Origin of the sequence: Kribbella qitaiheensis (assembly GCF_042657745.1) — a bacterium.
GTDB classification, from domain to species: Bacteria; Actinomycetota; Actinomycetes; order Propionibacteriales; family Kribbellaceae; genus Kribbella; species Kribbella qitaiheensis.
Genome location: NZ_JBHSKE010000058.1, coordinates 1 through 23,194 on the forward strand (window position 1 = coordinate 1; position 23,194 = coordinate 23,194).

Annotated in this window: 22 protein-coding genes and 3 pseudogenes; 5 read left to right on the forward strand and 20 right to left on the reverse strand. The window is 65.7% G+C overall.

All coding sequences use genetic code 11. The features are described from left to right. Positions 1–464, forward strand: a 464-nt coding sequence (locus ACFPJ1_RS34185) for a hypothetical protein (RefSeq protein WP_380110424.1), incomplete at its 5' end; no start/stop codon positions are given. Between the two features lie 138 nt (positions 465–602). Here ACFPJ1_RS34185 and ACFPJ1_RS34190 read toward each other — a convergent pair. The 17 genes and pseudogenes from ACFPJ1_RS34190 to ACFPJ1_RS34270 form a co-directional block, all read right to left on the reverse strand. Continuing rightward, the gene (locus ACFPJ1_RS34190; protein WP_380110425.1) at positions 603–2,417 is read right to left on the reverse strand and encodes an alpha-amylase family glycosyl hydrolase; all 1,815 of its coding nucleotides are present in this window, start codon (positions 2,415–2,417) and stop codon (positions 603–605) included. Between the two features lie 27 nt (positions 2,418–2,444). Continuing rightward, positions 2,445–3,170 carry an HD domain-containing protein gene (locus tag ACFPJ1_RS34195; protein ID WP_380110426.1) on the reverse strand — a complete coding sequence of 242 codons (726 nt, stop codon included), beginning with the start codon at positions 3,168–3,170 and terminating at the stop codon, positions 2,445–2,447. Next, entirely contained in the window at positions 3,167–4,153 is a 987-nt protein-coding gene (locus ACFPJ1_RS34200) for a DUF998 domain-containing protein (RefSeq protein ID WP_380110427.1), read from the reverse strand. Before ACFPJ1_RS34200 ends, ACFPJ1_RS34195 begins: the two co-directional genes overlap by 4 nt. 734 nt (positions 4,154–4,887) lie before the next feature. Continuing rightward, a complete protein-coding gene (locus tag ACFPJ1_RS34205) occupies positions 4,888–5,037 on the reverse strand; it encodes a hypothetical protein (protein WP_380110428.1) in 150 nt (49 codons plus the stop codon). A gap of 43 nt (positions 5,038–5,080) precedes the next feature. Next, positions 5,081–5,575: pseudogene (locus ACFPJ1_RS34210) on the reverse strand (IS30 family transposase); the annotation flags it as partial. A gap of 615 nt (positions 5,576–6,190) precedes the next feature. After that, positions 6,191–6,742: a hypothetical protein gene (locus ACFPJ1_RS34215; protein ID WP_199234650.1), complete on the reverse strand. Its 552-nt coding sequence runs from the start codon at positions 6,740–6,742 to the stop codon at positions 6,191–6,193. Positions 6,743–7,120: 378 nt separating this feature from the next. After that, positions 7,121–7,411, reverse strand: a pseudogene (locus tag ACFPJ1_RS34220) (integrase core domain-containing protein); the annotation flags it as partial. A gap of 58 nt (positions 7,412–7,469) precedes the next feature. After that, the gene (locus ACFPJ1_RS34225) at positions 7,470–8,843 is read right to left on the reverse strand and encodes an aldehyde dehydrogenase family protein (protein ID WP_380110429.1); all 1,374 of its coding nucleotides are present in this window, start codon (positions 8,841–8,843) and stop codon (positions 7,470–7,472) included. Continuing rightward, positions 8,843–9,907 carry an AMP-binding protein gene (locus tag ACFPJ1_RS34230; RefSeq protein WP_380110430.1) on the reverse strand — a complete coding sequence of 355 codons (1,065 nt, stop codon included), beginning with the start codon at positions 9,905–9,907 and terminating at the stop codon, positions 8,843–8,845. The genes ACFPJ1_RS34225 and ACFPJ1_RS34230 overlap by 1 nt, the downstream gene beginning before the upstream one ends. Then, on the reverse strand, positions 9,904–10,740 hold the full coding sequence (locus tag ACFPJ1_RS34235) for a carbohydrate ABC transporter permease (RefSeq protein ID WP_380110431.1): 837 nt from the start codon (positions 10,738–10,740) through the stop codon (positions 9,904–9,906). The genes ACFPJ1_RS34230 and ACFPJ1_RS34235 overlap by 4 nt, the downstream gene beginning before the upstream one ends. Further along, positions 10,740–11,681 carry a carbohydrate ABC transporter permease gene (locus tag ACFPJ1_RS34240; RefSeq protein ID WP_380110432.1) on the reverse strand — a complete coding sequence of 314 codons (942 nt, stop codon included), beginning with the start codon at positions 11,679–11,681 and terminating at the stop codon, positions 10,740–10,742. The genes ACFPJ1_RS34235 and ACFPJ1_RS34240 overlap by 1 nt, the downstream gene beginning before the upstream one ends. 9 nt (positions 11,682–11,690) lie before the next feature. Then, positions 11,691–12,950, reverse strand: a complete 1,260-nt coding sequence (locus ACFPJ1_RS34245; RefSeq protein WP_380110433.1) for an ABC transporter substrate-binding protein — start codon at positions 12,948–12,950, stop codon at positions 11,691–11,693. After that, positions 12,947–13,882 (reverse strand): substrate-binding domain-containing protein, encoded by a 936-nt coding sequence (locus tag ACFPJ1_RS34250; protein WP_380110435.1) that lies wholly within the window; start codon positions 13,880–13,882, stop codon positions 12,947–12,949. The genes ACFPJ1_RS34245 and ACFPJ1_RS34250 overlap by 4 nt, the downstream gene beginning before the upstream one ends. Then, positions 13,879–14,985 (reverse strand): mandelate racemase/muconate lactonizing enzyme family protein, encoded by a 1,107-nt coding sequence (locus ACFPJ1_RS34255; RefSeq protein WP_380110437.1) that lies wholly within the window; start codon positions 14,983–14,985, stop codon positions 13,879–13,881. Before ACFPJ1_RS34255 ends, ACFPJ1_RS34250 begins: the two co-directional genes overlap by 4 nt. 89 nt (positions 14,986–15,074) lie before the next feature. Beyond that, a complete protein-coding gene (locus ACFPJ1_RS34260) occupies positions 15,075–16,142 on the reverse strand; it encodes a LacI family DNA-binding transcriptional regulator (protein ID WP_380110438.1) in 1,068 nt (355 codons plus the stop codon). Positions 16,143–16,434: 292 nt separating this feature from the next. Then, positions 16,435–16,794 carry a hypothetical protein gene (locus ACFPJ1_RS34265; RefSeq protein ID WP_380110440.1) on the reverse strand — a complete coding sequence of 120 codons (360 nt, stop codon included), beginning with the start codon at positions 16,792–16,794 and terminating at the stop codon, positions 16,435–16,437. Further along, entirely contained in the window at positions 16,685–17,239 is a 555-nt protein-coding gene (locus tag ACFPJ1_RS34270) for a Gfo/Idh/MocA family protein (protein WP_380110462.1), read from the reverse strand. The genes ACFPJ1_RS34265 and ACFPJ1_RS34270 overlap by 110 nt, the downstream gene beginning before the upstream one ends. A gap of 275 nt (positions 17,240–17,514) precedes the next feature. Here ACFPJ1_RS34270 and ACFPJ1_RS34275 point away from each other — a divergent pair. Continuing rightward, positions 17,515–18,555 (forward strand): annotated as a pseudogene (locus tag ACFPJ1_RS34275) (carboxylesterase/lipase family protein); the annotation flags it as partial. Positions 18,556–18,728: 173 nt separating this feature from the next. Here the strand turns inward: ACFPJ1_RS34275 and ACFPJ1_RS34280 are convergent. Next, positions 18,729–19,223, reverse strand: coding sequence for a hypothetical protein (locus ACFPJ1_RS34280; RefSeq protein WP_380110465.1), 495 nt, complete (start codon positions 19,221–19,223; stop codon positions 18,729–18,731). Further along, complete coding sequence (locus tag ACFPJ1_RS34285) at positions 19,142–19,843, reverse strand: MFS transporter (protein ID WP_380110463.1); 702 nt, start codon at positions 19,841–19,843, stop codon at positions 19,142–19,144. The genes ACFPJ1_RS34280 and ACFPJ1_RS34285 overlap by 82 nt, the downstream gene beginning before the upstream one ends. A gap of 1,049 nt (positions 19,844–20,892) precedes the next feature. On the opposite strand from ACFPJ1_RS34285, the gene ACFPJ1_RS34290 reads away from it, so the two are divergent. From ACFPJ1_RS34290 to ACFPJ1_RS34300, 3 genes are all read left to right on the forward strand, one after another. Next, on the forward strand, positions 20,893–21,903 hold the full coding sequence (locus ACFPJ1_RS34290; RefSeq protein WP_380110441.1) for a tyrosine-type recombinase/integrase: 1,011 nt from the start codon (positions 20,893–20,895) through the stop codon (positions 21,901–21,903). A gap of 166 nt (positions 21,904–22,069) precedes the next feature. Next, entirely contained in the window at positions 22,070–22,210 is a 141-nt protein-coding gene (locus ACFPJ1_RS34295) for a hypothetical protein (RefSeq protein ID WP_380110442.1), read from the forward strand. A gap of 81 nt (positions 22,211–22,291) precedes the next feature. Beyond that, positions 22,292–22,930 carry a hypothetical protein gene (locus ACFPJ1_RS34300; protein WP_380110443.1) on the forward strand — a complete coding sequence of 213 codons (639 nt, stop codon included), beginning with the start codon at positions 22,292–22,294 and terminating at the stop codon, positions 22,928–22,930. Positions 22,931–22,967: 37 nt separating this feature from the next. Here ACFPJ1_RS34300 and ACFPJ1_RS34305 read toward each other — a convergent pair whose 3' ends face one another. Next, the gene (locus ACFPJ1_RS34305) at positions 22,968–23,186 is read right to left on the reverse strand and encodes a hypothetical protein (protein WP_380110444.1); all 219 of its coding nucleotides are present in this window, start codon (positions 23,184–23,186) and stop codon (positions 22,968–22,970) included. Between the last annotated feature and the right edge of the window lie 8 nt (positions 23,187–23,194).

Genomic DNA, 23,194 nt, shown 5'->3' on the forward strand with positions numbered 1-23,194 from the left:
CATCGCCAGATCACTCCTCGAGACCGGTGGCTTCAGGCCCCGACTACACCCTGGATCGTGAAGAGCCAGAAGAGGTCTGGGTCGTCGAACGCGCGCTCCAGAGCTCCGCCGCAGCCGGGTTCTGGATCTTGCGACCTATGTATACATCCTGGGTCATGGACAGCCGCGACTGGCCGAGCTGGTCGGCGATCTGCCGCGCGCTCTGGCCATCGTCGTCCAGGATGGTCGCGGGTGGTCTTGCGGAAGACGTGAGCAGCGCCCACACCGGCTCACATCTGAGCCGGCGACGGATCCGATTCCGCCAACTCAAGGCCCTGGTCTATGAGCGGATTGGCTCCTCGCGTGCCGACCTGGACGCCCTGCCGAGCAGACTTCTCTCCGGTCCAGCGGATCGGCGCCCACGACAAGATCGCAAGGCGGCGCCCATGATCTTCTCCGGTGGTAACCCCCAACTACATCCTTAGGTCCGGCAACGGCACCCGGACCTGGTGCTGATGGCAACAGCCTTCATCCCACACACCACCAAACAGGCGTCTCCGCCTTGATGCTCCTGCACCTGGTCGTATCAGTAGTAGCCGTCCCGGTATACAGAAGAACCTGACTCATGAGTCCTGGGAGTAGATGAGGGCTGTGTAGGGCGGTAGGCCGGTGGTGGCGCTACACAGCATACCGTCGCGTGGCCAGTCGTTCGTGGCTGTGTCAAAGCTGGCTTGGACGCCGAAGTCCGGGCTGTAGCCCTGCCAGTCTGTGTTGCAGCGTAGGCGCCAGGTCCCGGGTTTGGGGAACCCGACGCGGTAGTCGGGGTAGCTGCGATCGGCGAGGTTGGCGATGACGACGACATCGTCACGTGGCCCGCCCGCATCCCAACGGTGAAAAGCGAGTACTTTGCCGGACTCGTTGACATGGTGGACGTTCACGAATGCGCCGCGGAGGCCGCGGGTCGTTTGGTGTCGATCACGGCGGAGGGCGATGAGGTCGCGGTACAAGCTGAGGATGCCGGAGTAGGTACCGGCTTTCGTCCAGTCGATGGGGTCAGTGTCGCGGAACCATTCGTCCTCGAGGAGTTCCTGACCTTGGAAGATCATCGGGATACCGGGCGAGGTGAAGACGAGCGCAGCGCCGAGCGTCGATCGCTTGCGTGCGTGCCAGCTGCCGGGCGCTCCAGGAGTGATTTCCTGCGGTAAGCGGGTGTGGCCGTTGGCGACTTCATCGTGCGATTCGGTGTAGATCACGCGGCGAAGCCAACCTCCCGGATAGGCGTGGCTGACTGCGTCGCACACCGCTTGTGCGCTGCGGTCCGCGTCGTCAGCCACGGTCAGTGCGCGGCGGACGGGGTGCACGAAGGCTGCGTCCCATTGGCTACCGAAACCGGCCCCACCAGCGCTGACGTCGCGGGTCAGCCAATCGTTGTCCTGCAGATCCTCGGCGATGTGCAGTTTCCAGGGCTGCCGCGCGCGCGTGTCGCTGGTGATGCGCTGCATCAGCCGCCAGCCGTCGGGGATGTCCCCGGACGGATCGTTGCCACCCCACTGATTACGAATGAGTGCGGTCGCGTCCCACCGCAGCCCGTCGACCCTGAATTCCTCCAGCCACATGCGAGCATTGTCGGCAAGATACTGACGGACCTCGGGACGGCCGTAGTCCGGCCTGGTCGCCCCATACGGAGTGACTCCGCGGGCATCGTTGTAGAAGTAGATGCCTCCGCCGTCACCCTCGTGCCAGCCGTCGAATCGCCACAGATCGAGGTCTTGCGGCCCGAGGTGGTTGTAGACGACATCAAAGAAGACCGCAAGGCCGCGATCGTGTGCGGCGAGAATGAGTTCCTTGAGTCGGCGTGGGCCGCCGTACGTGCCCTCGATCGCGAAGAGTTGTGCCGGGTTGTATCCCCAGGAGAGGTCGCCCATGAATTCCATCGTCGGCATGAGTTCGATGGCGCTGACGCCAAGGCCGACAAGGTGGTCGAGTCGGGCCTCGACGGTGTCAAAGCTGCCCGGCGGGCCGCCGACGGCGTCGTTGTAGGTGCCGACGTGCAGTTCATAGATCACCAAGTCGTCCCAAGACGGCGTGCGGTAGTCGTCCTGCCCCCAGTCAAACTCAGTCGTGGACACAACCGAAGTACCCGCGGAGTGAGTGAGTTCGCGGGCATAGGGGTCGTTGCGTTGCGGCGGGTTCGCGCCACCCACTTGAAACTTGTAGAGGTCACCTGCGACGACGCCTTCGATATCGGCTGACCAGAGGCCCGCGGGCTCGGGAGCCAGCGGTACGACGACCTCGTTGCCGTCTGTTCCGAGTGGGCATACCACCGCAACGTCGGTTGCGTGCGGCGCCCAGGCCCGGAACATCACCCCGCCGTCATACCCGGTGGCACCCATTCCGGCTCGGCTCGACGGCGCGCGGCCGACGCGGACTCCGCTCATTGCTCCTCCTGCCTCCACGACGTAGTACTACTGCGGCAGCGGCGCCAGTCTGGTCGCAGCGATCAGTAGTCCTGGACAGCGTGCGTACTGGGACCGGCCGTAGGGGACGCGGCGGCACTCCTTCAACCACAGCCGGCGCAGCTCGGCAGGGAACCCCGCGCGCGGCAACCGACGGCACTCCTCTGGTACGACGGTCCGGTCGAGCTTCCAGATGCCGCTTCCGGTCACGTCCAACAGCGACCCCTTCTGCAGGTACTGCGAGAGCTCGCCAGTTGGACGGATCGAGATATGGTTGGAGATCGCGTGGGCGGCCAAGTCGGCGCGCACCACGCTTACACCGGCCTTTGCGGCCGTCTCCTGAGCGAGCCGGGCCCCAGTCGCAGTGAAGCACTGCCCGTCGATGGGCGCGAAGAGTCCGGTGTCGTGCAGGAGCGACACCACGTACAGCAGTTCCTGGTCGAGCTCCTTTCTCTCCGCGAGGGCCAACGCGGAGGCAAAGAACCAGGCCCGCTTCGAGTGCCGCATGAAGCCATCGCTCAGCACCGAGGCGCTTTCCTCGGCTGCCGAAACCCAGGCGGTTGACGGTGGCTTGAGGTTCCAAACAGTGCTCGGTTCCCCGGAGGCGCCGGCGACGTACCGTGCAAGTCCGACCAGGTGCTCGCCCCCGAGGCGCAAGGCGGGCGGGAGGAGCGCGAACCATTCCACCCAGCCGAGAGTCTCCACCCGGCTGGAGCGGAACGGCCGTCGACTCACGCTGGGCCGGACTTCTGCGCAGGACCTTGAGATCTGGTGACAGCCTTGATCGCGCCGCCGACGGCTTCGGCAACCTTGCCGAACGGCTTCAGATCCTTGCCGGACACCATCCACGCCACGCCGAAGGCCGTGAAGGCAACGACCTCGCCGACGTACGTCGGACCGAGTCGAAACTCGGTGAGCGGCAGGGGCAGGTCGACGCCGAACTTTGCCCACGCGCCGGCGAGCAGTATCAGGATGCCCATCGCCAGATAGAGCGGCACACGTCGTTTAGGAGGCGGCGCTTCCTCTTTCGGATCGCGGATCCCTCGCCATAGGTACGTCCAGATTGAAATTTCGCGATGCTTCAGCTCCGCCCAGACGCTCTTCACGTCAGTGGTATCTGACTTGCACAGTTTCCTCGCCGCCGGGCCATACCCGAATTCGCGCAATGCGAAGACGAAACACAGTGCAGCGAGCAGGAATACGAAGATGGTGGCGGCGATGCCGTGGACCAGCTTTGCGGTGTTCTCATGGAGGACTTCCTGAAAGCCGTTGCAGTCCGGCGGCCCGGGAAAGTCCGCACAACTCTTCGAGCCCACCTTGAACCCGGGAGCGTTCAGCGCTCGTCCGGTCGGGACCAGGGCGACGATGATCAGCGCCCACCCGGCGAAGGTGGACAGCCAGTAGTCGTACGTCTTGCGCTTCGCCCGCAGATAACTGACCAGGAACGCACCGGTGACGAAGAGCCCCCCGACGAAAACGTCACGAGCCGGCGAGTGGTAGTACGCACTCATCGACCCACGGATCTGCAACTGGCTGTCGATCAACTTCCAGTCGATCAGAATCAGCACCCACGGCAGGAAGAACGCCACCAACCCGATCCTCAACCGCATCGCAAGATACGACCGAACAAAGTAGTCATCCGCCCCCGCGGCCTCCCGATCAACAGTCTTGAGCTCCAGCCCAAACAACCCCCGCACCCTCTGCTGCGTATCACTCATAGCAACCCCCTACAGCCAGACTGCGCCCCATCCCACCCACGGTCAATGCCCCAGTATTCGACCTCCACGAAACCGACAATCACATCTTCGAATCAATCAAACAGACGACATTGGGGGGGACAGATGACGCCGGCCGATCGTTCGGTCGCGGCCCACCGAGCGATCACTTAAACAGGTGGTCGCGTGGACGACCCGCAGAGACAGGCGACGGCGCTCGGCCTCCAGCGCGGCCCATCGTGTGGCGGCCGAGTTCGCGAGCGAGCCGTCGTACCCCGATCACTACCGCTGTACCGGACATCGTGCTAGTCACTCGTACGCACCGACCATTGCCACTCCCGTCGAACTGGGTGCCGCCGCGGCTCCAGTTGGCACGATCGTTAGTGAACTTGTTGAGGCGCGTCATCTGCATCACCTGCATCGTGCCCGGGCCGGCATTCGGCGGAACGTCGTCTCTCTCCAGCATGGCGAGCTGTCATCCAGTGTCTGGTCCGAACCCGCCCCAAGGGCCCTTGGTGAAGTTGCCTAGGTGTACTGGCCGAGTACACCTAGATGGAGTCGGATCGGGAGGCGCGAACACACTCCGAGGACGGTATCAGGCTCGGCCGTGTCAACGACGGTTGAAAACGGACCCCTTTCCGGCCTTGGGTTCGACGGCGGATTCGGATGACCGTCGCAACGTTGCTTGATCATCGTGCCATTGATTCGAAAACACCGGCTGGTGTCCGCCACTGGAGTCACTTGCGGGGACGGGAGTTCAGGAGGATCTCAATCGCCCGGAGGTCGGCGACGGTGTGGGTGCTCAGATCGGCGCTGCGTGGCAGGTATTGGCGCAGCAGGCCGTTGGTGTTCTCGTTCGTGCCTCGCTGCCATGGGTTTGCCGGCATGGGCGAAGAAGACGCCCTTGGGGAACAGGTGAGCGACCAGATCGTGGCGTGCCATCTCAACGCCTTGGTCCCACGTCAACGTCTGCCGTTGTTGCGCGGGGATATCGGCTACGGCCGCGGTAAGGGCCGCGGCGAACTGCATCCCGGTGCTGTCGACCGGGAGGTGGACGAGCCGTACGTAGCCGCTGGCGCGGTCGACCAGCGTGCCCACGGCGCTGGCCCCGCCGCGGCCGACGATCAGATCGCCTTCGAAGTCCCCGATCCGGCCGCGGGCGGTCACGACCGGTGGGCGCTGGTCGATCAGGACCGAGTCGACGGTGAACCTCGGCCCCCGGGCGGTGGCGCTGCGTCGGCGTCGGCGCAGCGCCCGCCCCGTGCGGAGGTTCTTGGTCAGCTGGCGGGACAGGCCATGCTGGCCGCCGTAGTACGGGCCCTGGTAGATCGTCTCGTGACAGACATGCCACTTCGGCTGGTGCGGGAAGGTGCAACGCAGCCAGGCCGCGATCTGTTCGGGGCCTCTATGACCAGCGCGAGCTATTCGCCCTGCCGGTTCAGGAGCCGAGGACCCCCAGCCCGCGCCCCAGGATGCTCCTCATCTGTCAGATGCGATAAGCCGCGCGGAAAACACGCACTCGAGCGGGAAATGCGTCAGCTCGATGGCCGACGGGGGTGCTCAGCCGCCGGGCGTGGTTTTTCGAAAACGACTGTTTGCCGGACAAGCGGCGACCGGTTCGGCGTAGGCACGGCCTTGATTGAGCTTGGAACGGACTAGACGGCGGCGGATCGGATAGCTGACGCACGTCAGGCATGGGAGCGAGCCAGCGAGGCCCTCGCCCTGTTTGGCGAGTCAGAAACTGCGCAAAAGTCCAGCGCCTACTCGATGATGCCTAAGCATTGCTATCCGGCGGTGAAGACCTTGCCCGCTGAGCCTGGTGCGTCAGAAGTTGCGCGGGCGGTCCAGCATCTGATGGACGAGGTCTGAAGAATCGCCCAGCGATTGCGCAGGGGTGAGGCGAGCTAGCAAGTTGCGCATCCAGGCTCTTCGAGGTCTATCCCTCGTTGTGCAAAGGATGTATGCGTGTCCTCATCCCTGAATGAGCGCTGTGCTGCCCACTCCGCAGGATGTCGCTGTGGCGGCGCAGAATCGGCGTGGTCAGTCGCCCTTGTTCGCCTGGCCGAAGCGGACCACCTTCGAGTCGGTGATCGCCAGCAGCTCCTCTTCGCCGTCGCCAACGGTGTAGTAGATGCGGCTGCTGACGGCGATCTCCTGGAGCCGCGAGCCAACGATGGCCCGACCTTCGTCGAAGGTCAACTCGGGGTTCGGCACAACGTTGGTAGCTGTGAGCGCGTCTGGCAGGTTGCGCGTCGCGAAGTCGACGGTGAAGTCCGGCGGGATCACGAAGGACGTCACCCCGACTGGCGACGTATTGTCGGTGAACCCGAGGAAGTACGAGACGGAGACTAGGTTAGGTCGCGGAGCCTGGTTTGTTACGGTGACGACCGTGGCCGAGCGGATCCGGAACGCGGTCACCGACTTCACAAACGTCACGAGGTATCGCGGCCGGCTCGAAAGCGCGGCTGCCGGGTCGATCGCCTCGAATTCGCCGCGCGCGACGAGTTCCTCGAGCCGCCTTTTCGCGCGCTCATCGCGCGGGACCTTCAAGCCTTCCCTGATGAGGTCCTGCATGTTGACGCCGCCCTCCATGGCCCGCCTCCATTCCCATTGTCCGACAGATCGGTCGTGATGATTTCCGTCTCTGCGATGGCCGATAGCAGTACTCGCCGTCAACTCAATCCATCACGTCCCGCTCCCATTGACAGCTGAGGCCTCTACGACGCGGGCGTGAAGCAGGCCGCGTTTCCACCGGGCGTTCGAGCGTGAGATCAGCAGCCGCCATCGACGGCCTCATTGCCTGCCAACAGCAATCAACACGTACCTTGACACTAGTCGCGTTGTCGCAGCGTTGTCGCAGCGTTGTCGCAGCAGCAGCTCCAGGCGGTTAAGCCGCCGTACGCATCGCGCCCGCAAGGCAGCGGCGGTAGGGACTGCCCCGTGTTCAGTTGACTCGCGGGGTGTGGTGGTTCAGGCCGCGAGTACGACGGGTTGAAGTGTCTCAAACTCGATGGGTGTGAGTTTGCCGAGGCAGCGTTGGCGGCGTCGGCGGTGGTAGGTGGTCTCGATCCAGGACACGATCGCCAGGCGTAGCTCGTGGCAGGTGGTCCAGCGTTGCCGGTCCAGAACATTCTTCTGCAGCAGGGCGAAGAAGGATTCCATGGCGGCGTTGTCGCCGCAGGCTCCGACTCGGCCCATCGACCCGCGCAGCCGGTGGGCCTTCAAGACCCGGACGAACTTCTTGGACCGGCCTGGCTGCCCGGCGCGGACCAGTTGGGCATGGTCAGCGTCGACGTACAGGGCGCTGCAAGGGCATCGCTTAGGGATGGGCCGGTGGTGACCAGGAGCGTGCACGCACGAGTCCCTTCGATTCCATCAGAAAGTCGGCGAGGAATCCGTCGTGTGGCATCCCTGGCGCCGTCCAGTAGGTGGGGTGTGGGCCCACATGGAGGTTGCGGATCGTTGGTTCAGCAAGGAGTCGCTGGATGAGATCCTCGACTGTAGTCAATGCGGTGAGTGCGAGCGTCTCGCGCAGGGGCTCGAACCCGGTGAGCGTCGACCACGGGGCAACCCATACACAGGGGAATGGGAGCTCGACTCGGGTGTGCGCCGTCGTGGGCTCCGGCGCTAGGAAGACGCCGGGTCGGAGGGCTGCAGAGCCGTCGCCCAACTCGTCAACAATGCCGTCGCCGCCGAGGACAGCTGTGGTTCCACGTGCCGCCTCGAGAGCGTACTGCTCCATCTGGCGCGCGGAGTCGATTGGTTGAACCGGCAGGATGGCGGCGTTGTCCTCTGGCGGAAGGCTTGGGATGCTCGCTAGGCGCTCGGCGACCGCTTCGGCGACTGCGACTGCATCTCCGTCGACGAACACGGCAGTGGCATTGACGCAACTGGTTCCGCCGCCGCGGCTGACGGAGTCGGCGATGAGGTCGACGTGCGCGTGCCAATCGATCTCGGACGTGATGAGGATCTTCGACCGCCCTGGTCCTTGCGGGAGCACCGCCTCGCGCGAACCGTACTTACGGATCACGTCGTCGCCGCCGTACACCATGGCACGGTCGGCTCCCTGCAGCATCTCGTCGGCCGCGGCGTACTCGGACGGCAGGTAGACGACGTGGTCATCGCCGAACCCGGCGGATCTCAACGCAGAGACCAGCCCGTACGCCGTGAACGGTTCACGGCGCGACGGGCGGACAGCCACCCGGTAGCCGAGTGCCAGTGCCTGGATCCAGTCGGCGTGCACGGCAGGATGGTTGCCGGCGGCATGTACCGCGAAGACCTCACCGCGGCGGACCCAGACCGCGGTCCCGGTCTTGCTCCTGGGGTCGTCGAGAGACTCGACTGCCGCCATCGGGCGGGCGAACTGTGCGTGTTCGTAGGCATCGGCGCAGTAGCGCGCGATCTTGTCCACCGCTGCCCGTACGGTCGAGATGCCGAGGCCGGACACCCGGCTGACCGTCTCCTCGAACTCGACGCTGTCGGTGCGGAAGATCTCACCTGCCCGGGCAAGCGCCGACAACCGCTCGTCAAGGCCCAGCGGTTTCGCCTTGCGCAGCGCCGACATCGCGCGGCTGACGAAAGGAACGGATGCGAGACTCAGCTCCGCCACTGGTGCGCCACGCACGTCGGAGATGAGAGTCCGGGAGCGCGACGAATACTCGCCGGCGGGCCCCAACACCGTTAGTTGGTGCATCAGTAAACACCTTCAACGACGCGGGCTCCGGTGAATTCCCGCAGGGGCTCGATGTCTGCCACCGAGTCACCGATCTGATCACCGTTGCCCGGCTGGATCCGTACGGCGGTGTCCCGTTCGGCGTTGTTCGGCAGCAGGAACGACTTGCTGAGGTGGTGCACGACCACTTGCCCGCGTTCGCCGTACGGCACAGGTTCACCGCTGTCGGCGTCGACCACCGAGAAGGTCACGTACGGCGCGATGATCGGATCGAACACGCAAGGGTCGTCATGGTCCAGCCCCGGCCGTTCGCTTCCGCCGGCACCGAGCGCCATCGTCGTCCCGTACCGGCCGATGATCTGTGTGTTCGGGAAGAGTTCGGTGCGGTAGAAGTAGCGGCTGTCCGCGTCCATGTGCGCGCCGCCCCAGATGATGTGCCTGACCTTGTCGCGGACGAGTTCGACCAGATCGTCGCGGCGCACCAGGCGGGCCAGCACAGGTGGGGTAATCCGGAGCATCTCGATGCGCTGGCTCTCCAGGACGAAAGCCGCCTGGTCGATGATGTGATCGGTGTACGCATCGACCACGGCGGTTTTGCCTTCCGTGGCCTGCTTCTTGACCCACCGCGGGTCGAGGTCGACGGCGAACACCAGGATCCCGTCGCCGTAGGCCTGCGCGGCCCGCCTCATCTGGTCGAGCGCCCCGTGTGGACCGCCGGGGAACAGTGAGAGCCATCCAGCCGTCTTCGACACCCCGGCAGTCGTCAGCACCTCCGCCTCTCTCGCGGCCAGCCTGTCGGCGAACTCGCGCAGCATCGGGAGACGTTTCGGAGCACCGGTCGTGCCACCGCTCTCGATGACGCCGGCGATGTCGGGACGGTCACCGAACCCCTTCGGGACAAGGGTTTCGGTCGGGACGTCGCGCAGTTCGTCGGTCACATTGGGGAACAATCGCAGATCGGCGTACGACGTGATGTCGCGGCGCGGGTCGAAGCCAAGGGTCCAGGCCCGCTCCAGCCAGAAAGGGCTGCCGGTGTGGGGATCGAAATGCCATTCCATCATTTCCTGCACGAACGCATCCGTCATCGTACGGCTCCTGACGTGAGTCCGCCGACGAGGTGCCGTTGCAAGAGCACGCACAGTACGACGATCGGTGTGATGGCGACCAGGGACGTCGCGGCGATGGTGCCCCACTCCGGTCCGCTGTCGGTGACGAACGAGCTCACCAGGACCGGGAAGGTCTTGGCCTTGTTGGTGGTGAGGATGAGCGAGAAGAAGAACTCGTTCCAGGAGAAGATCGTGCAGAACGCCGCGGCGGTGGCGATCGACGGTCGCAGCAGCGGCAGGATGATGCTCCAGAAGGTGCGCAGAGGTCCGGCCATGTCGACGGCAGCAGCCTCCGTGATCTCGCGCGGAATCTGACTGACGGCCGGTTGGATGATCCAGATGGCCAGTGGCAGGTGGAACGCGGTGTAGACCACGATCAGAGCGACGACCGTGTCGATGAGGCCCGCGCTCCGCATCATGACGAACAGCGGGATGACGATGGCGAACGGCGGCAGGAAGCGCAGCAGCAGGAAGCCCAGTCCGAGATGCCGTCCGCTGTCGCCGGGGAACCGGTGGGACGCGAGGGCGAACGCCGCCGGGGTGGCCAGGGCCAGTGTGAGCAGGGTCGACACCGCCGTGGCTGCCAGGCTGTTGGCGAAGTACGGACCGACCGTTCCGCCGAGGAACACCTCGCGGAAGTGGTCGAGAGTCGGATGGGTGGGGAGTATCCGCGGTGGGAAGACGAGGATCTCGGAGTTCTGCTTGAACGCCGTACTGAGCATCCAGGCGAACGGGTACAGCGTCGCGAACAGCAACACCGCGATGGCCGCGGCTCGCAGGCCGGCCAGCAGGACGCGCAGAGGTCCGCTCATCAGGTCAGCTTCCTTTCGACCAGGCGCACGATCGACAGATAGACCAGGGCGAACACGGTCAGCGCGATGGTTACCGTGATGGCGACCGCCGAGGCGTAGCCCTGGTCGAACTTCGCGAACGCGTTGCGGTACAGAAAGATCGCTATCGTCTGCGTCGACGTCCCGGGACCGCCGCCGGTGAGGGTGTAGGGCAGATCGAACGTCTTCGTCGCATCGAGAGTGCGCAGCAGTACGGCGATGAGGGTCGCGGGCATCAGCAGTGGGATCGTGATGTGGCGCAGCACCCGGACGGCGCCGGCCCCGTCGAGCCGGGCAGCTTCGCGGATCTCGTCCGGGATCGACAGGAGTCCGGCGGAGATCAGCATGAACATGAACGGCGTCCAGTGCCACACGTCGACCGCGATCAAGACCCACAGCGCCTTCGACGGGTCGCCGACCCAGTCCATCTCGGGTGTGCCGAACAGCGCGTTGAGCCAGCCGAACTGGGGGTTGAGCAGGGCCCGCCAGGTGATGCCGATGACCACGGGGCACAGCATCATCGGGATCGCGAACACGATGCGCAGGGTGCGGCTGAGCCGCGAGACGGTTCCCTGCAACAGCAATGCCAGCGCCCAGGCGAGCACCAGTTCCACCACGATCCCGACCACGATGAAGATCGCGGTGACCCGCAGAGAGTTCCAGAACGCCGCGTCGTGGATCATCTCGGCGTAGTTGGCGCCGCCCACCAGTTCGGCGTCACCGGCGGCACCGAGATCGGTGAAGCTGAGGTAGACGGTTCGTAGCAGCGGGTAGATGACGAAGCCGAGACAGACGGCGACGGCCGGCGCGAGCATCCAGAAGTAGACCGAGGGCAGCCGCAACTGCCGCCGCCGCGCGGGACCGGGGACCGAGGGGGCACGGGCAGGCGCGGACTGCTCGACCCGGGGCTGGGTGATCTGCATGTCGAGCCACTACTTCCCGTCGATCAGCTTCGCGTACTGGTCGGCCATCTCCTGCGCGGCACTCGCCGCACTCCGGATCTGCCCGGCCAGGAACCGCGAGGAGACGTCGGTGAACATGACGTTGAGCTTTCCGGCCGTCGCGCCGCTCGGCCGTGGTTGCGCGCTCTCCAGAGCCGCTTGCACGCCTTTGGCGTAGAACTGGCCGGAGACGTCGCTCGCCTTGTAGGTGGCCGCCTGCACCGGGCTCTTGCCGTACTTCACGAAGCAGTCGTGATCGGCCGATTCGGAGGCCATGTACGCCGCGAACTTGACCGCGTCCTCCTGGTTGGGTGACGACTTGGCGACGGTCAGACCCCAGCCGCCGGCCTCGCCCTTGCCACCGGGGATCGTGGTCACGCCGACCTTGCCGTGCACCTTGTTGTCCGGCGTCTGCTTGGTGATCTGGGACAGCACGGTCGTCGGCATGAGTTCGGCCATCGCCACGGTGCCGGCCGCGAACTGTGCACTGACCTCGACGAAGGTGGCCTGCCGCGCGCCTGGTGGGGAGAGCTGGGTCGCGTCACGCTTGAGCAGTTCGAGAGCTCGTGCGGCGATACCGGCGTCCAGCTTGCTGCCCGGGGTTCCGAGCACGGCGCCGCCGAGACCGTAGTACCGGTTGTTGAACTCGGACTGGATGTTGGCGTCCGACGCCTTGACCGAGGCGCCGTAGATGCCCGGGTACTCCGGATTCTTGGTGAAGACGGTGGCGATCTTCTGGAACTCTTCCCAGCTCTTCGGCGGCTGGAAGCCAGCCTTGCGCAGCAGGTCGGTGCGGTAGAAGAGGGTCTCGGCCTGGGCGCTGAACGGGACGGCGTACTGCTCGCCGTCGAACAGATAGCTCTGCGAGACCGACGGGATGATTCCGGCCAGCGACTGGTCCGCCTTGATCTTGCCGGTCAGCGGCGTGAGGAACGGCGCGAACTCTCCGGTCCACTGGTAGGCCGCCATGATCACGTCATAGCTGGAAGCTCCACTGGACAACGCGGTCAGGAGCTTGTCGTGCAGAGTCGGGTAGCCCTCGTGGATCACGTTGACGTGGATGCCCGTGTCCTGCTCGAACTTCTTGGCGTACTCGTTCGAGCACGGGTCATAGGCGCCGCCGGACAGAAACACGGCGGTGAGGCCCTTGCCGCCGCCCGAACTGCCGGAGTCCCCGGCAGTGCTGCAGCCACCCACTGCCAGAGTCATGGCCGCCACGAGTGCGAGGACGCGGCGATGTATGCGTGTCATGCGACTACTCCTTTGACATGGCCGAGATCGACCCGGCGGGACCACTCGCGGAACTCCCCGATGGTGTCTTTCGTGTAGACGACAGGCGGTGGGACGAAGACGTTGCCGGCCGGCCGCTCGGCGTCCATGCCGCGCATGGTCAGGGCATCCGTGGTGCCGAGTCGCACCAGGTCGGAGATCGCCGCCGCGGCGTAGTAGCCGAAGTAGTACTCGCGGATCCAGGTCGACGCCGCGACAGAACCCGCGGCCACCAGGTCCACGGTCTCAGGCAGCATGTCGAAGCCGACGATCGCCACTTCGCCGGTGCGCCTCACCGCTTCAACGGCACGCGCCTGCAGGATCGGGTGGTAGCCGTAGACGCCGAAGATCCCCGAAGCTTCAGGGTGGGCATGCAGTAAGGACCGGGCAGTCGCATAGGCCGTCGCCGCATCCTCACCGTCGCTCGGCGCATCGATGACGGTGACGGCGTGTTCTGCCATCACCGCCTCGAAGCCGGCCCGCTTGCCAACGGCGCCCGGCGCCTGCTCCGAGCCGGTCTGGACGATAACCGTGGCACCGTCCTCGATCAGCCCTGCCATCTGGGCACCGGCCCGGCGACCGGCCTGCTCCGGTGGTTCCATGCCGACGAACAGCAGACGTCCGCTGGCCGGTGCGTCCAAGTCGAAGGCGACGACCGGCACATTGCGGTCGTGGGCGTCGGCGACCACGTCGTCGAAGGCGTCAGTACGCGTCGCGACGAACGCCAGGGCATCGACTCCGCTGTCCAGCTGCGCGCGCATCATCGCCACCTGGGCATCGATGTCCTCGCTGTCCGGGGCGTCGATCCGCAGCTCCAGGTCGAGCCGGCGCGCGGCGTCGTACCAGCCGGCGTTGACCATCTCCCAGTACGGGTTGCGGTTCTTCTCGGTGATGCCGATGCGGACCGGTCTCATGTCGTCACCTTGGACAGATCGATGCCGTCGATGCCCAGACCCGGCCGGTCGTCGACGTACGCCTCACCGTTCTCGATCCTCACGCCGCCACCGGTGACGATGTCCGACTCCAGCAGCAGGTGGCAGGCGACACCCGTGTACAACGGCGCCTTCGAGGCGAGCGCCAGATGCGCCACCGCGGTGTTGGCGACACGCATCTCGTTGATCTCGTCAACGATATAGGACACGTTCGCCGCCTCGGCCATCTTGATCATCTGCAGACAGCGCTGGATCCCGCCGACCCGGCTGATCTTGAGGCTGACGATGTCGGCCGCTCCGGCATCGAGGATGCGCTGCAGGTCGGCCGCCGTACGGATTCCGTCGTCGAGCATGATCGGGATCCGGGTGGCGTTGCGGATCCTGGCGGCACCGCGGATATCCGCCCCGTCGATCGGCTGCTCGAGAATGACGTTTCGCGGGAACTTCGCTCGCCGCTCCAGTACGCCGATGACCTCGATGGTGTCGTTGACACTCCAGCCCTGGTTCACGTCCAGGCTCAGTACGACGCTGTCCGGGACACGGTCGAGCAGCGACTCGATCAAGTCGATGTCGTACTCGAGGTCGCCACTCATCTTCTGCTTGAAGGCTCGGTACCCCTGGTCGATCAGGTCGAGCAGATCGCTCGCGGTGTCCTCGTACGTCGCCGGAGTGATGTGGGTCTTGACCGAGTCGTGCACGCGACCACCGACCAGCTGATACACCGGTACGTCGAGAATCTTGCCCGCCAGGTCGTGCAGGGCGATGTCGATGCCCGCCTTCGCCGCGATGTTGCCGACCGGCGACAGACGATCGATCGCCATGTTGATCTTGGTGATCTGACGCGGGTCCTGGCCGACCACCGCCGGGGTGAGGTAATCGACGGCGGCCATCGTGGCACCCGCCGTCTCACCGTAGATCCCGGGAGCGTGGGCCGCCTCGCCGATGCCGACATACCCGTCATCGGTGTGCAGCTGCACGATCACATTCGTCTGCTCGGGCGGCTTCGGATAGAAGCGCCGATCGGCCTGGTACTCCGGCCGGTACTTGATCGCAACAGGAGTGGTGACAACTTCGGTGATCTTCATCAAAGCTCCGCATCGAGTGGACGTCAGAGCACTACGTTAACGTTACCTCAATCGGGTCTGCCAACCCCTCGGACGAGGCTACGATAACGTTAACGTTGCGGTTTGGGTGCCGGCCCGGTGGATTCCCGGACGATCAGCTCCGGCTCGAACAGAGTGTCGACCGTCGGCGCCGCTCGGTGACCGATCGTCGTCAGCGCCCTCCGCAGCGCCCGCTCCCCCAGCAGCTTGAAGTCCTGGCGCATCGTGGTCAGCGGAGGCGAGTAGTAGGCGGAGTCCGGGCCGTCGTCGTAGCCGACGACACTCAGGCTCTCGGGCACGGTTCTGTGCAGGACGCGCGCTGCCTGCAGCACGCCGAGCGCCATCTGGTCGTTCGCGGCGAAGATCGCCGTGACCGCAGGATCAGGTAGCAACTGCAAGCCTGCCTGGCAGCCCGACTGAGCAGTCCAGTCGCCCTCGACCGGCTCGGGAACCACCCGGCCGGCCTTCTCCAGCGCCTCCCTCCAGCCGGCGATCCGCTGCTCCGTACCGGTCCAGCCGACCGGTCCGGACACATGGTGCACGGTGTCGTGACCGAGGTCGAGCAGATGCTTGGTGGCATTCGCCGCCGCTCGCTGGTGATCCACCGCGGCCACTGCGATACCGATGTCGGACGGTGCCCAGATGGCAAGAGCCGGCAGATTGCCAGGCAGGTCCCGCAGCGCCCCCGCGCTAGAGCTCAGCGGCGAGATGACGATGACCACGGCCACCGGCACCTGGCTCAGTTGCACCATCGCCTGCTCCAGGCTCGCCCGGGTGATGGTGTCGATGCTGATCACGTTCACCGAGAAACCGGCCGCACGGGCCGCCTGCTCCACCCCGAAGAGAGTGACGGCGGGTCCGTACAAGGTGGTCGCAAGGCAGATGATCCCCACCGCATTGCCTCTGCCGGTCCGCAGGGTCCGGGCTGCCGTGTTCGGCTTGAAGTTCAGGTCCTTCATCACCTGGCGGACCCGTTCCCGGGTGTCCTTGCCGACCCCAGGCTTGTCGTTGATCACCCGGGAGACCGTCATCATGGAAACACCCGCCGACCGCGCCACGTCCGCGATGCCGACCACCTCGCGAACCAGATGGGAGCTCGGCTCGCTTCCGGTGGATCCATCGGCCACATCACTTGCCATGCCTCAACCCTAGCCTCGGATCTCTCGCGACTGGTCGAATCGACGCGCCTGCCGGTGACGGGGCGAGGCGCCTTCGTTGGTTCCACTCACTCTCCATCTCGTCAGACAACAAGGGGAATCCGTGCGCCCTGCCGAGCGGATCGATAAGCGGTGAGAAGCGCGCGCTGATGAGCCAGCGCGACCTCCGCGCGTGTCGGGAACACTGCGGCACGGTCCGGATCGCCCAGCGCCTCAGCGATGTCTCTCCAGAATGCGGCTTGCGCGAGCTTGTCATCGCGCGGCCACGCTGTCGTCAATCTCTCAACTCCTGCATCCGTGCGGAGAATCCGCCCTGATTGAGACTCACCCAGGCCGAGCCTTCGGTTCCGCGCAGCTCGATCTGTTGCTGATAGTACTTATTCGTCTCACCCGCCACGCTGGGAGCGAGATCCCCCGCAAGAAGATGCACCCGGGTGGAGCCGACTCCGTACGACGCGCTCAGCTCGGCCGGGTGCAATGGCCCTCCATAGTCCGTCGCGCTGGCAGCCCCCGCCAGCACCCATTCAGGGACGGCGCCTTTGCCAGCAGCGGCAGTAGCGGCGAACGCAAGATTCAGCGCGTGCGGGCCTTGGTCCAGCGCGTCCACTGCGGTGGTCGCAACGATCCACTGCAACTCCCCCAGCCTGCCTGCGGCGACCGAACGCAGGATGCGCTGCCCAGTGCGGCATCCACTGATACTGCGTGTTGGCCACCACGGGTACGGAACGCGCGGCCTGTGCGATCCTCTCCAGCTGCGCCAGGTCGGTGCCGAGAGGTTTCTCTACGACGACGAAGGACGCACCTGCCGCGATGCTCCGCTCCACGGGTTCGGCACGGTAGCTGGGATGGGTCACGATCGACACGACGTCGCAACCGGAGTCGCGAACGAGAGACTCGATCGTGGGGAACGAGCGTGTTCCGAATTCTGCAGCCGCCCTGGCGCGGTTCTCATCCGTGCGACTCCAGAACCCGGCGATCTCTCCCGCGCCGGAATCAACGAGCGACGCCGCGTTGTGTCGAGCGCGCCCTGCGGCACCGATGAATGCGACGCGTATCAGCCGAGAGTCTCTGAGGGCGATCGGTCAGCCCTCACCGGTGAACTCGCGCGGGTCTGCCCCCACCCTTCCGCCGCGCTCGAAGCGATCGACCGTACGCATCTGTTCGGGGTCCAGGGCGAAGATTGCCGTCAACGCATCCAGCAAGCGGTTTGATTCCGACCCGGAAGTCCGCACGGCGGCAGGCGTCCTCCGTGGTATCCGGGAGGCGGGGCTGGCGGTCTTCCGCGGCATCCCGTTCGCCGAGCCGCCGGTCGGCGAATTCCGCCGCGCCGCAGCCGGTGAGCGGCTGGGACGGTGTGCGCCCGGCGGTCGCGTACGGCCCGCCACCTCCGCAATCCGGCCTGCTCGGGGCCTCCCAGGACTCCGCCGGTGACGACTGGTTGACGGTCAACGTCTGGACACCGGATCCGGCTCCGGTGGCTGGATTCCCGGTGATGGTATGGATCCCCGGCGGCGGTTGCGTCGGGGGCAACTCCAGCCTCCCGGAATACGACGCCGGGCACCTGGCCAGGAGCGGAGCCGTTGTCGTGACCATCAACTACCGTCTCGGTATTGAGGGCTTCGCACGGATCGAAGGAGCCCCAGCCAACCGGGGACTGCTCGACCAAGTTGCGGCCTTGCAATGGGTGCGGGACAACATCCGGGCGTTCGGCGGCGACCCTGACAGGGTTACCGTCTTAGGGGAGTCGGCGGGCGGCGGATCGGTAGCCGCGCTGCTCGCCATGCCGCGCGCCGCCGGGCTCTTCCGCCGGGCGGTCGCGCAGAGCGTGCCGGGGACGTTCTTCTCCTGTGAGCTGGCCGTCGACATCGCCGCCGCCTTTGCCGCTGAGCTGGGAGTTCGGCCCACAGTGTCCGGCCTGTCGGCGGTGGCCCCGGCCCGGCTGCCCGCCGCGGGCGACGCGATCTCCGCCAAAGCGATCCAATGGAGGGAACGCTGGGGGCAGATCACACACCGGCCGATCCCGTTCGCACCGGTCGTCGACGGTGACGTCCTTCCCACAACCCCTTGGCAGGCACTGGCCGACGGTGTCGCCCGGGACGTTGATCTGCTCGTCGGGCACACCCGTGACGAGCACCGGTTGTTCAGCCTGATCGACGGCGTGCTCGGCCAGGTCACGCACGAGCAGACCGCGACCGCTCTGCACATGCTCGCCCCCGACCCGGACGGCGCACGCCGGTATCGCGAGGCATTCCCGGCCGCGGCCAACGAGGAGCTGTACGAACTGGTCAACTCGGACTGGCTGTTCCGCATGCCGAGCCTCCACCTCGCCGACGCGCAGATCGCCGGCGGCGGCCGGGCCCACCTCTACGAACTGACATGGTCCGCCCCGGGATTGGGCGGTAGTCTCGGCGCCTGCCACGGATTGGACGTACCGCTCGTCTTCGGCAACCTGAGCAGTGGACGGCCCGCCATGCTTATCGGCGACTCACCTTCCCCCGAGGCCTCGGAGGGAGAGGGCGTTCATCGGTCCACTGGTTCGAGAAAGCTGCAGACAAGCTGGTGCTGCTCTCACGGTTCGTCTGGTACAGAGAGGTATCCGCGGGCGGCTGCGATCGCTACCCAGGGAACGGCGGACAGAGTACCGATTCCGAGCAGGAGCAGCGCTGGTCGTAGTCCGAGCGCGGAGCCGAGCAGTCCTCCGAACAGCCCGCCGAGTGGGCCGGTCCCCCACTCGACCAGGCGGATCACGGAGCCGACGCGGCCGAGCATGCCGGGTTCGACTGTTCGTTGCAGCATGGTTGATCGAACGATGATCAGATAGACCACCCCGAGGCCAAGGAGTAGCTGTCCCAGGCCGATGGTGGCGATCACGAGAAGGTCTGGCCCACCGGCGAGCGGGATGAGCAGGTTGCCGCCGAGCAGAACCGCGGCGACAACCGAGGTCCAGGTTGTTCCGAACCGGCGGCTGACCGGGGTCGTGATCAGACCGGCCAGCAACGGACCGAGAGACCCCAGTACTGCGATCGCGCCAATCGCGGCGGCGGACAGTCCCAGCTCTCGCACGCCGTAGAGGATGTAGAGGGCGATGACGCCCCAGTGGAAGAAGTCGAAACCTCCCTTGCTGACAGTGATGGCGACGATCCCGCGCTGGCGCCGGAACGCCGCGAAGCCCGCGCGCGCGGACAGTCCGAACCGGCTCTTCTCGGTTGCCGGCAGGGGTCGGGCCCTCGTCCGCTGGCTTGAAGCACTGCAGCGATCAGGAATGACGCACTGTCGACGGCGATCGCGACGGGCGCCGTGAGTAGTTGGACCAGCAGGCCACCGATCCCCGGCCCCGCGACCGCCGTGATCGAGTCAGTCAACGCGATGCTGCTGTTCGCTGCTGTCAGTTGCCGCCGGTCGGTGACGAGTACCGGTATGTAGGCAGTGTGGGCAAGGCCGTAGGCGAGAGCCAGGGCGCTCACGCTGAAGGTCACCAGGTAGAGGTGCATCATCGTGAGTAGGTCGAAGGCTGCGGCCGAGGGAACGGTGCCGATCAGCAGGCCCTGCCCGATGTTGCACCAAAACAGCATTCGGCCGCGCCGGATCCGGTCGACGAACACTCCGAGGAACACCGCGAGCAGCAGGCTCGGCAGGGCCTCCAACGCCGTCAGGACACCCATTGCGGCCGGTCCGGCGGACAGCGTGAGGACGGACGGCGATCACCCCAGCCCCAACATCGGTGGATCCAGGCTTAACTCATCTGATACCGCGACAAACAACAAGCAACGCTGACCATCTGCGACCGGCGCGACCGCGCAAACACGCAGCTCACGAGCACTACCGCGTACTGGCGCTCACTGACGAAAAGTCAGCTCCCAATAAGCGGTTCTCAGGCGTTCAACTCCGTCGTCCAATCTGACGGTCCAGGGTGGCAGTGGCATCAATTGTGGTCCTGCCACGCCCCAGACCACTCCGACTGCGGAACCGAAGTGGGCGCAGGCGCGCCGGCGCATCATCAACGACCTCCTAGACCAGCCGCAGGGTGCGGCCTCGGCGCCTCACGCCAATTGGCCGCTGATCTGGGCCCTCTCAAGCCCTCGCCTGTCTGGTATGAGCAAGGCGTCAGGGGCTCAGCCGTTGAATTGGAGTCGGCAGGGCCGACGACGGTGCGAAGTGCGACAACATCGCCAGGAATCTCCATGCCATGAAGAAGCCGCTTTCGTGCAGAGGTTTCGGACGCGGCCCGTTGAGAAGGACAAAGCGCCACAAACGACGGCCCTGGTGGTGACACAGGAAGGAGGACCGTGAACTTCATCGGACGAGATTTGGCCGATCACTACCCTCACGCGCCGGCACGTCGACACTTACTGACCACCAGCAACTTGCCGCTGGTCGCCCTCCAGTCGCTGACGGCACCCACCTTGCCCCACTGCGTCGTCACTCCTATCGACGCGCGAGGCCGACTCGCCGACAGTTCCCCCACTCGTATCCTCGGCTGGAGTCCGGGTCGCCCCATCAGCATCATCGTCATCCCTCACTACGGTCGCCAGATCATCGACGTACGAGCTGGCGGCTCGAACGCTGTGACTCGGCAGGGCCACCTCCGTATCCCCGCAAATGTTCGTCACCTGTGCCGCATAGCAACCGGGGACCGGCTGCTCGTCGCAGCTACACCTGGGCACGGCCTGGCGGTGTACCCCATGGAAGTGATCTCCGAAATCCTGAGCCGGCTAGTGCCAGGGGCGAGTCCATGAGCAGCGCGGAGATCGAGGCCGCCCGCGTCCTGCTCGCACGCCTCGGTATCACTCCTCAACAGCTCCTCCAAGCCCACGATGCCCTGCCGGTCGATGTCCCCACCTTCGCGCAGTACATTCCGGTCGTCAGAACGACTGTTTCGGCGGGCGCCAGTCAGGCGTATTCGTCGTACTGGAACCGCATCACCGAACGGTGGGGCCCCCGCCACCTTGACGAGCCTTCACCTAGCGAGATCGAACACTTTGCAATGACCATCCGCACGAGCACCGTCACCCGTCGGAACGCACGAGGAGGACGCTCTGCGGCCGAACACCTGATCGCCGCGCTCCGTTGCATCTACCGCCACGCCGAGAACGATGGCTATCTCTCGCCCGGCACCAACCCAGCGCTCAAGGTCGCCAAGCCTCGAAGGCTCGCCTCGACCCGCCGAGCGATCCCAGACAGTCAGCTTGCCGAGATCAACCACATCACCGCGACTACCGGCAACGATCCCGCCTTGGACGCGCTCATCCTCCGACTCCACACCGAGACCGCCTGCCGACGCGGCGGAGCACTCGCCCTCACTCCCGCTGATCTCGACCCCGACCAGTGCCTCGTTCGACTCGCCGAGAAGGGCGGAACTGTCCGCTGGCAGCCTGTCTCCCCCACCCTGATGGCGCACCTGCAACACCACGCACGGGCCCGTGAAGCACCCCACAACGGCCAGCTTCTGCGCTATACCAACGGCAGGCCCATCACCAGGCGCCGCTACGACCACCTCTGGACCCGAATCGGCAAACACCTGCCATGGGTTGCCACCCAGCAGGTCAGTACCCACTGGCTCCGGCACACCACGCTCACCTGGGTGGAACGAAACTTCGGCTACGCCACGGCCCGCGCCTACGCAGGCCACTCCGGCAGTACCAACGCCGGAACCACCGCCACCTACGTTCGCGCCAGTCTCCCCGAAATCGCCGCTGCGCTCGCTGCCCTCACCGGCGAACCGCACCCTCTCGTTGACGACTGAGCCCCTGCGCCGCCGGGCCATCTTCCTGCTAGCCTTGCCAACATGACTACCTGCATTGAGCAGGTATGCCGCGAATTCGTGTTGGTGTCCCGACTCGGACACGACGCGCCGAAGGAGCACGAGCAGCTCGGCAGACACAACTCTAGTGAGCTGGGTGTCTAGGCTCATGGCTGAACTGACCGCCGGCGGGCCACGGTCCCCGCACAAGCACACCGTTCTGATCCTCGTGGTGACGGTGATCGCGTTCGTCGCGATCGTCGTACTCGCCCTCCTCGGCCACGCCCGTGGCCGCGTCGGTGATCGGTGACGTGTGGGCCACAACCTGCGGACTGCTCGGGTACCGGAACCCTGATCCACCGGCTGCTGCAGACGTGTAACGGTGTACGCCGTGATCGCGATAGCCGACCCAACCAATGAGCTCGCGGCCGAAGAGCTCCCAGCACAGAAGGGAACCACCTGTGACCATCCCGCTCACCCGCGCGCGCCGTTCGCGGACCTCGACGACGTGATCGCCGAGCTCGCCACTGTCGAGCACGACGTCGCACATGAGCTCGCTGACCTGTACGAGGTCCGGGAGTGGGCCGAAGCTCTGCCGGGCCGGTGGGCTGGGGCCGACTGGGAAAAGGCCGGCCTGAACTACAACGCCCGATTGATCGCGAAGTACGCCGCCGAACGGAACACCCCCGCGGCCCTCGAGTCCCTGGAAGCCGCGACGCGGTACGTCGACCTCGCCCGCACCCCACGCAAGACGTACCGAGATCACGGCCACACCGGCGGACACGGTCTGGACGGCGAACAGGTCTGGGATCACGACTACGACTGGTGGTTCCGGATGCGCGGCAAGCCGGACCACTGCGACCGCGTCGACATCCTGCAGATGCTGCTGGAGAACGCGTGCGGGACGTTGACGATGATCGCTGCCGATCCGAGCGGCGAGCACGTCGACCGGATGCAGGCGGCCCTGCTCGCCTTCGACCGGCTGCAGAAGATCGAGTGGGCGCTCGACAACGTAGACACCCTGGGGTGAACGAGATGATCGCCGCAGCGATGATCCTGTGGTGCTGTCAGCGGCCGGCTTCGGGGTTGGTGCCCGGCTCGAAGTCGACCGCAGGACTCTTGCGGTGCTGCCGGAAACCGGTGAGCAGCAGGCGGTGCCCGATCCCGAACTGGGTCGGACCGATCCACGCGCGCAGGCCTTTCCAGTCGCTGGCGTCGATGAACCGGCGGCACGGCGGGTACGCGTTAAACCGATCTCCGGACAAGAACTCGCCACCGGGAGCCATGACGCTGA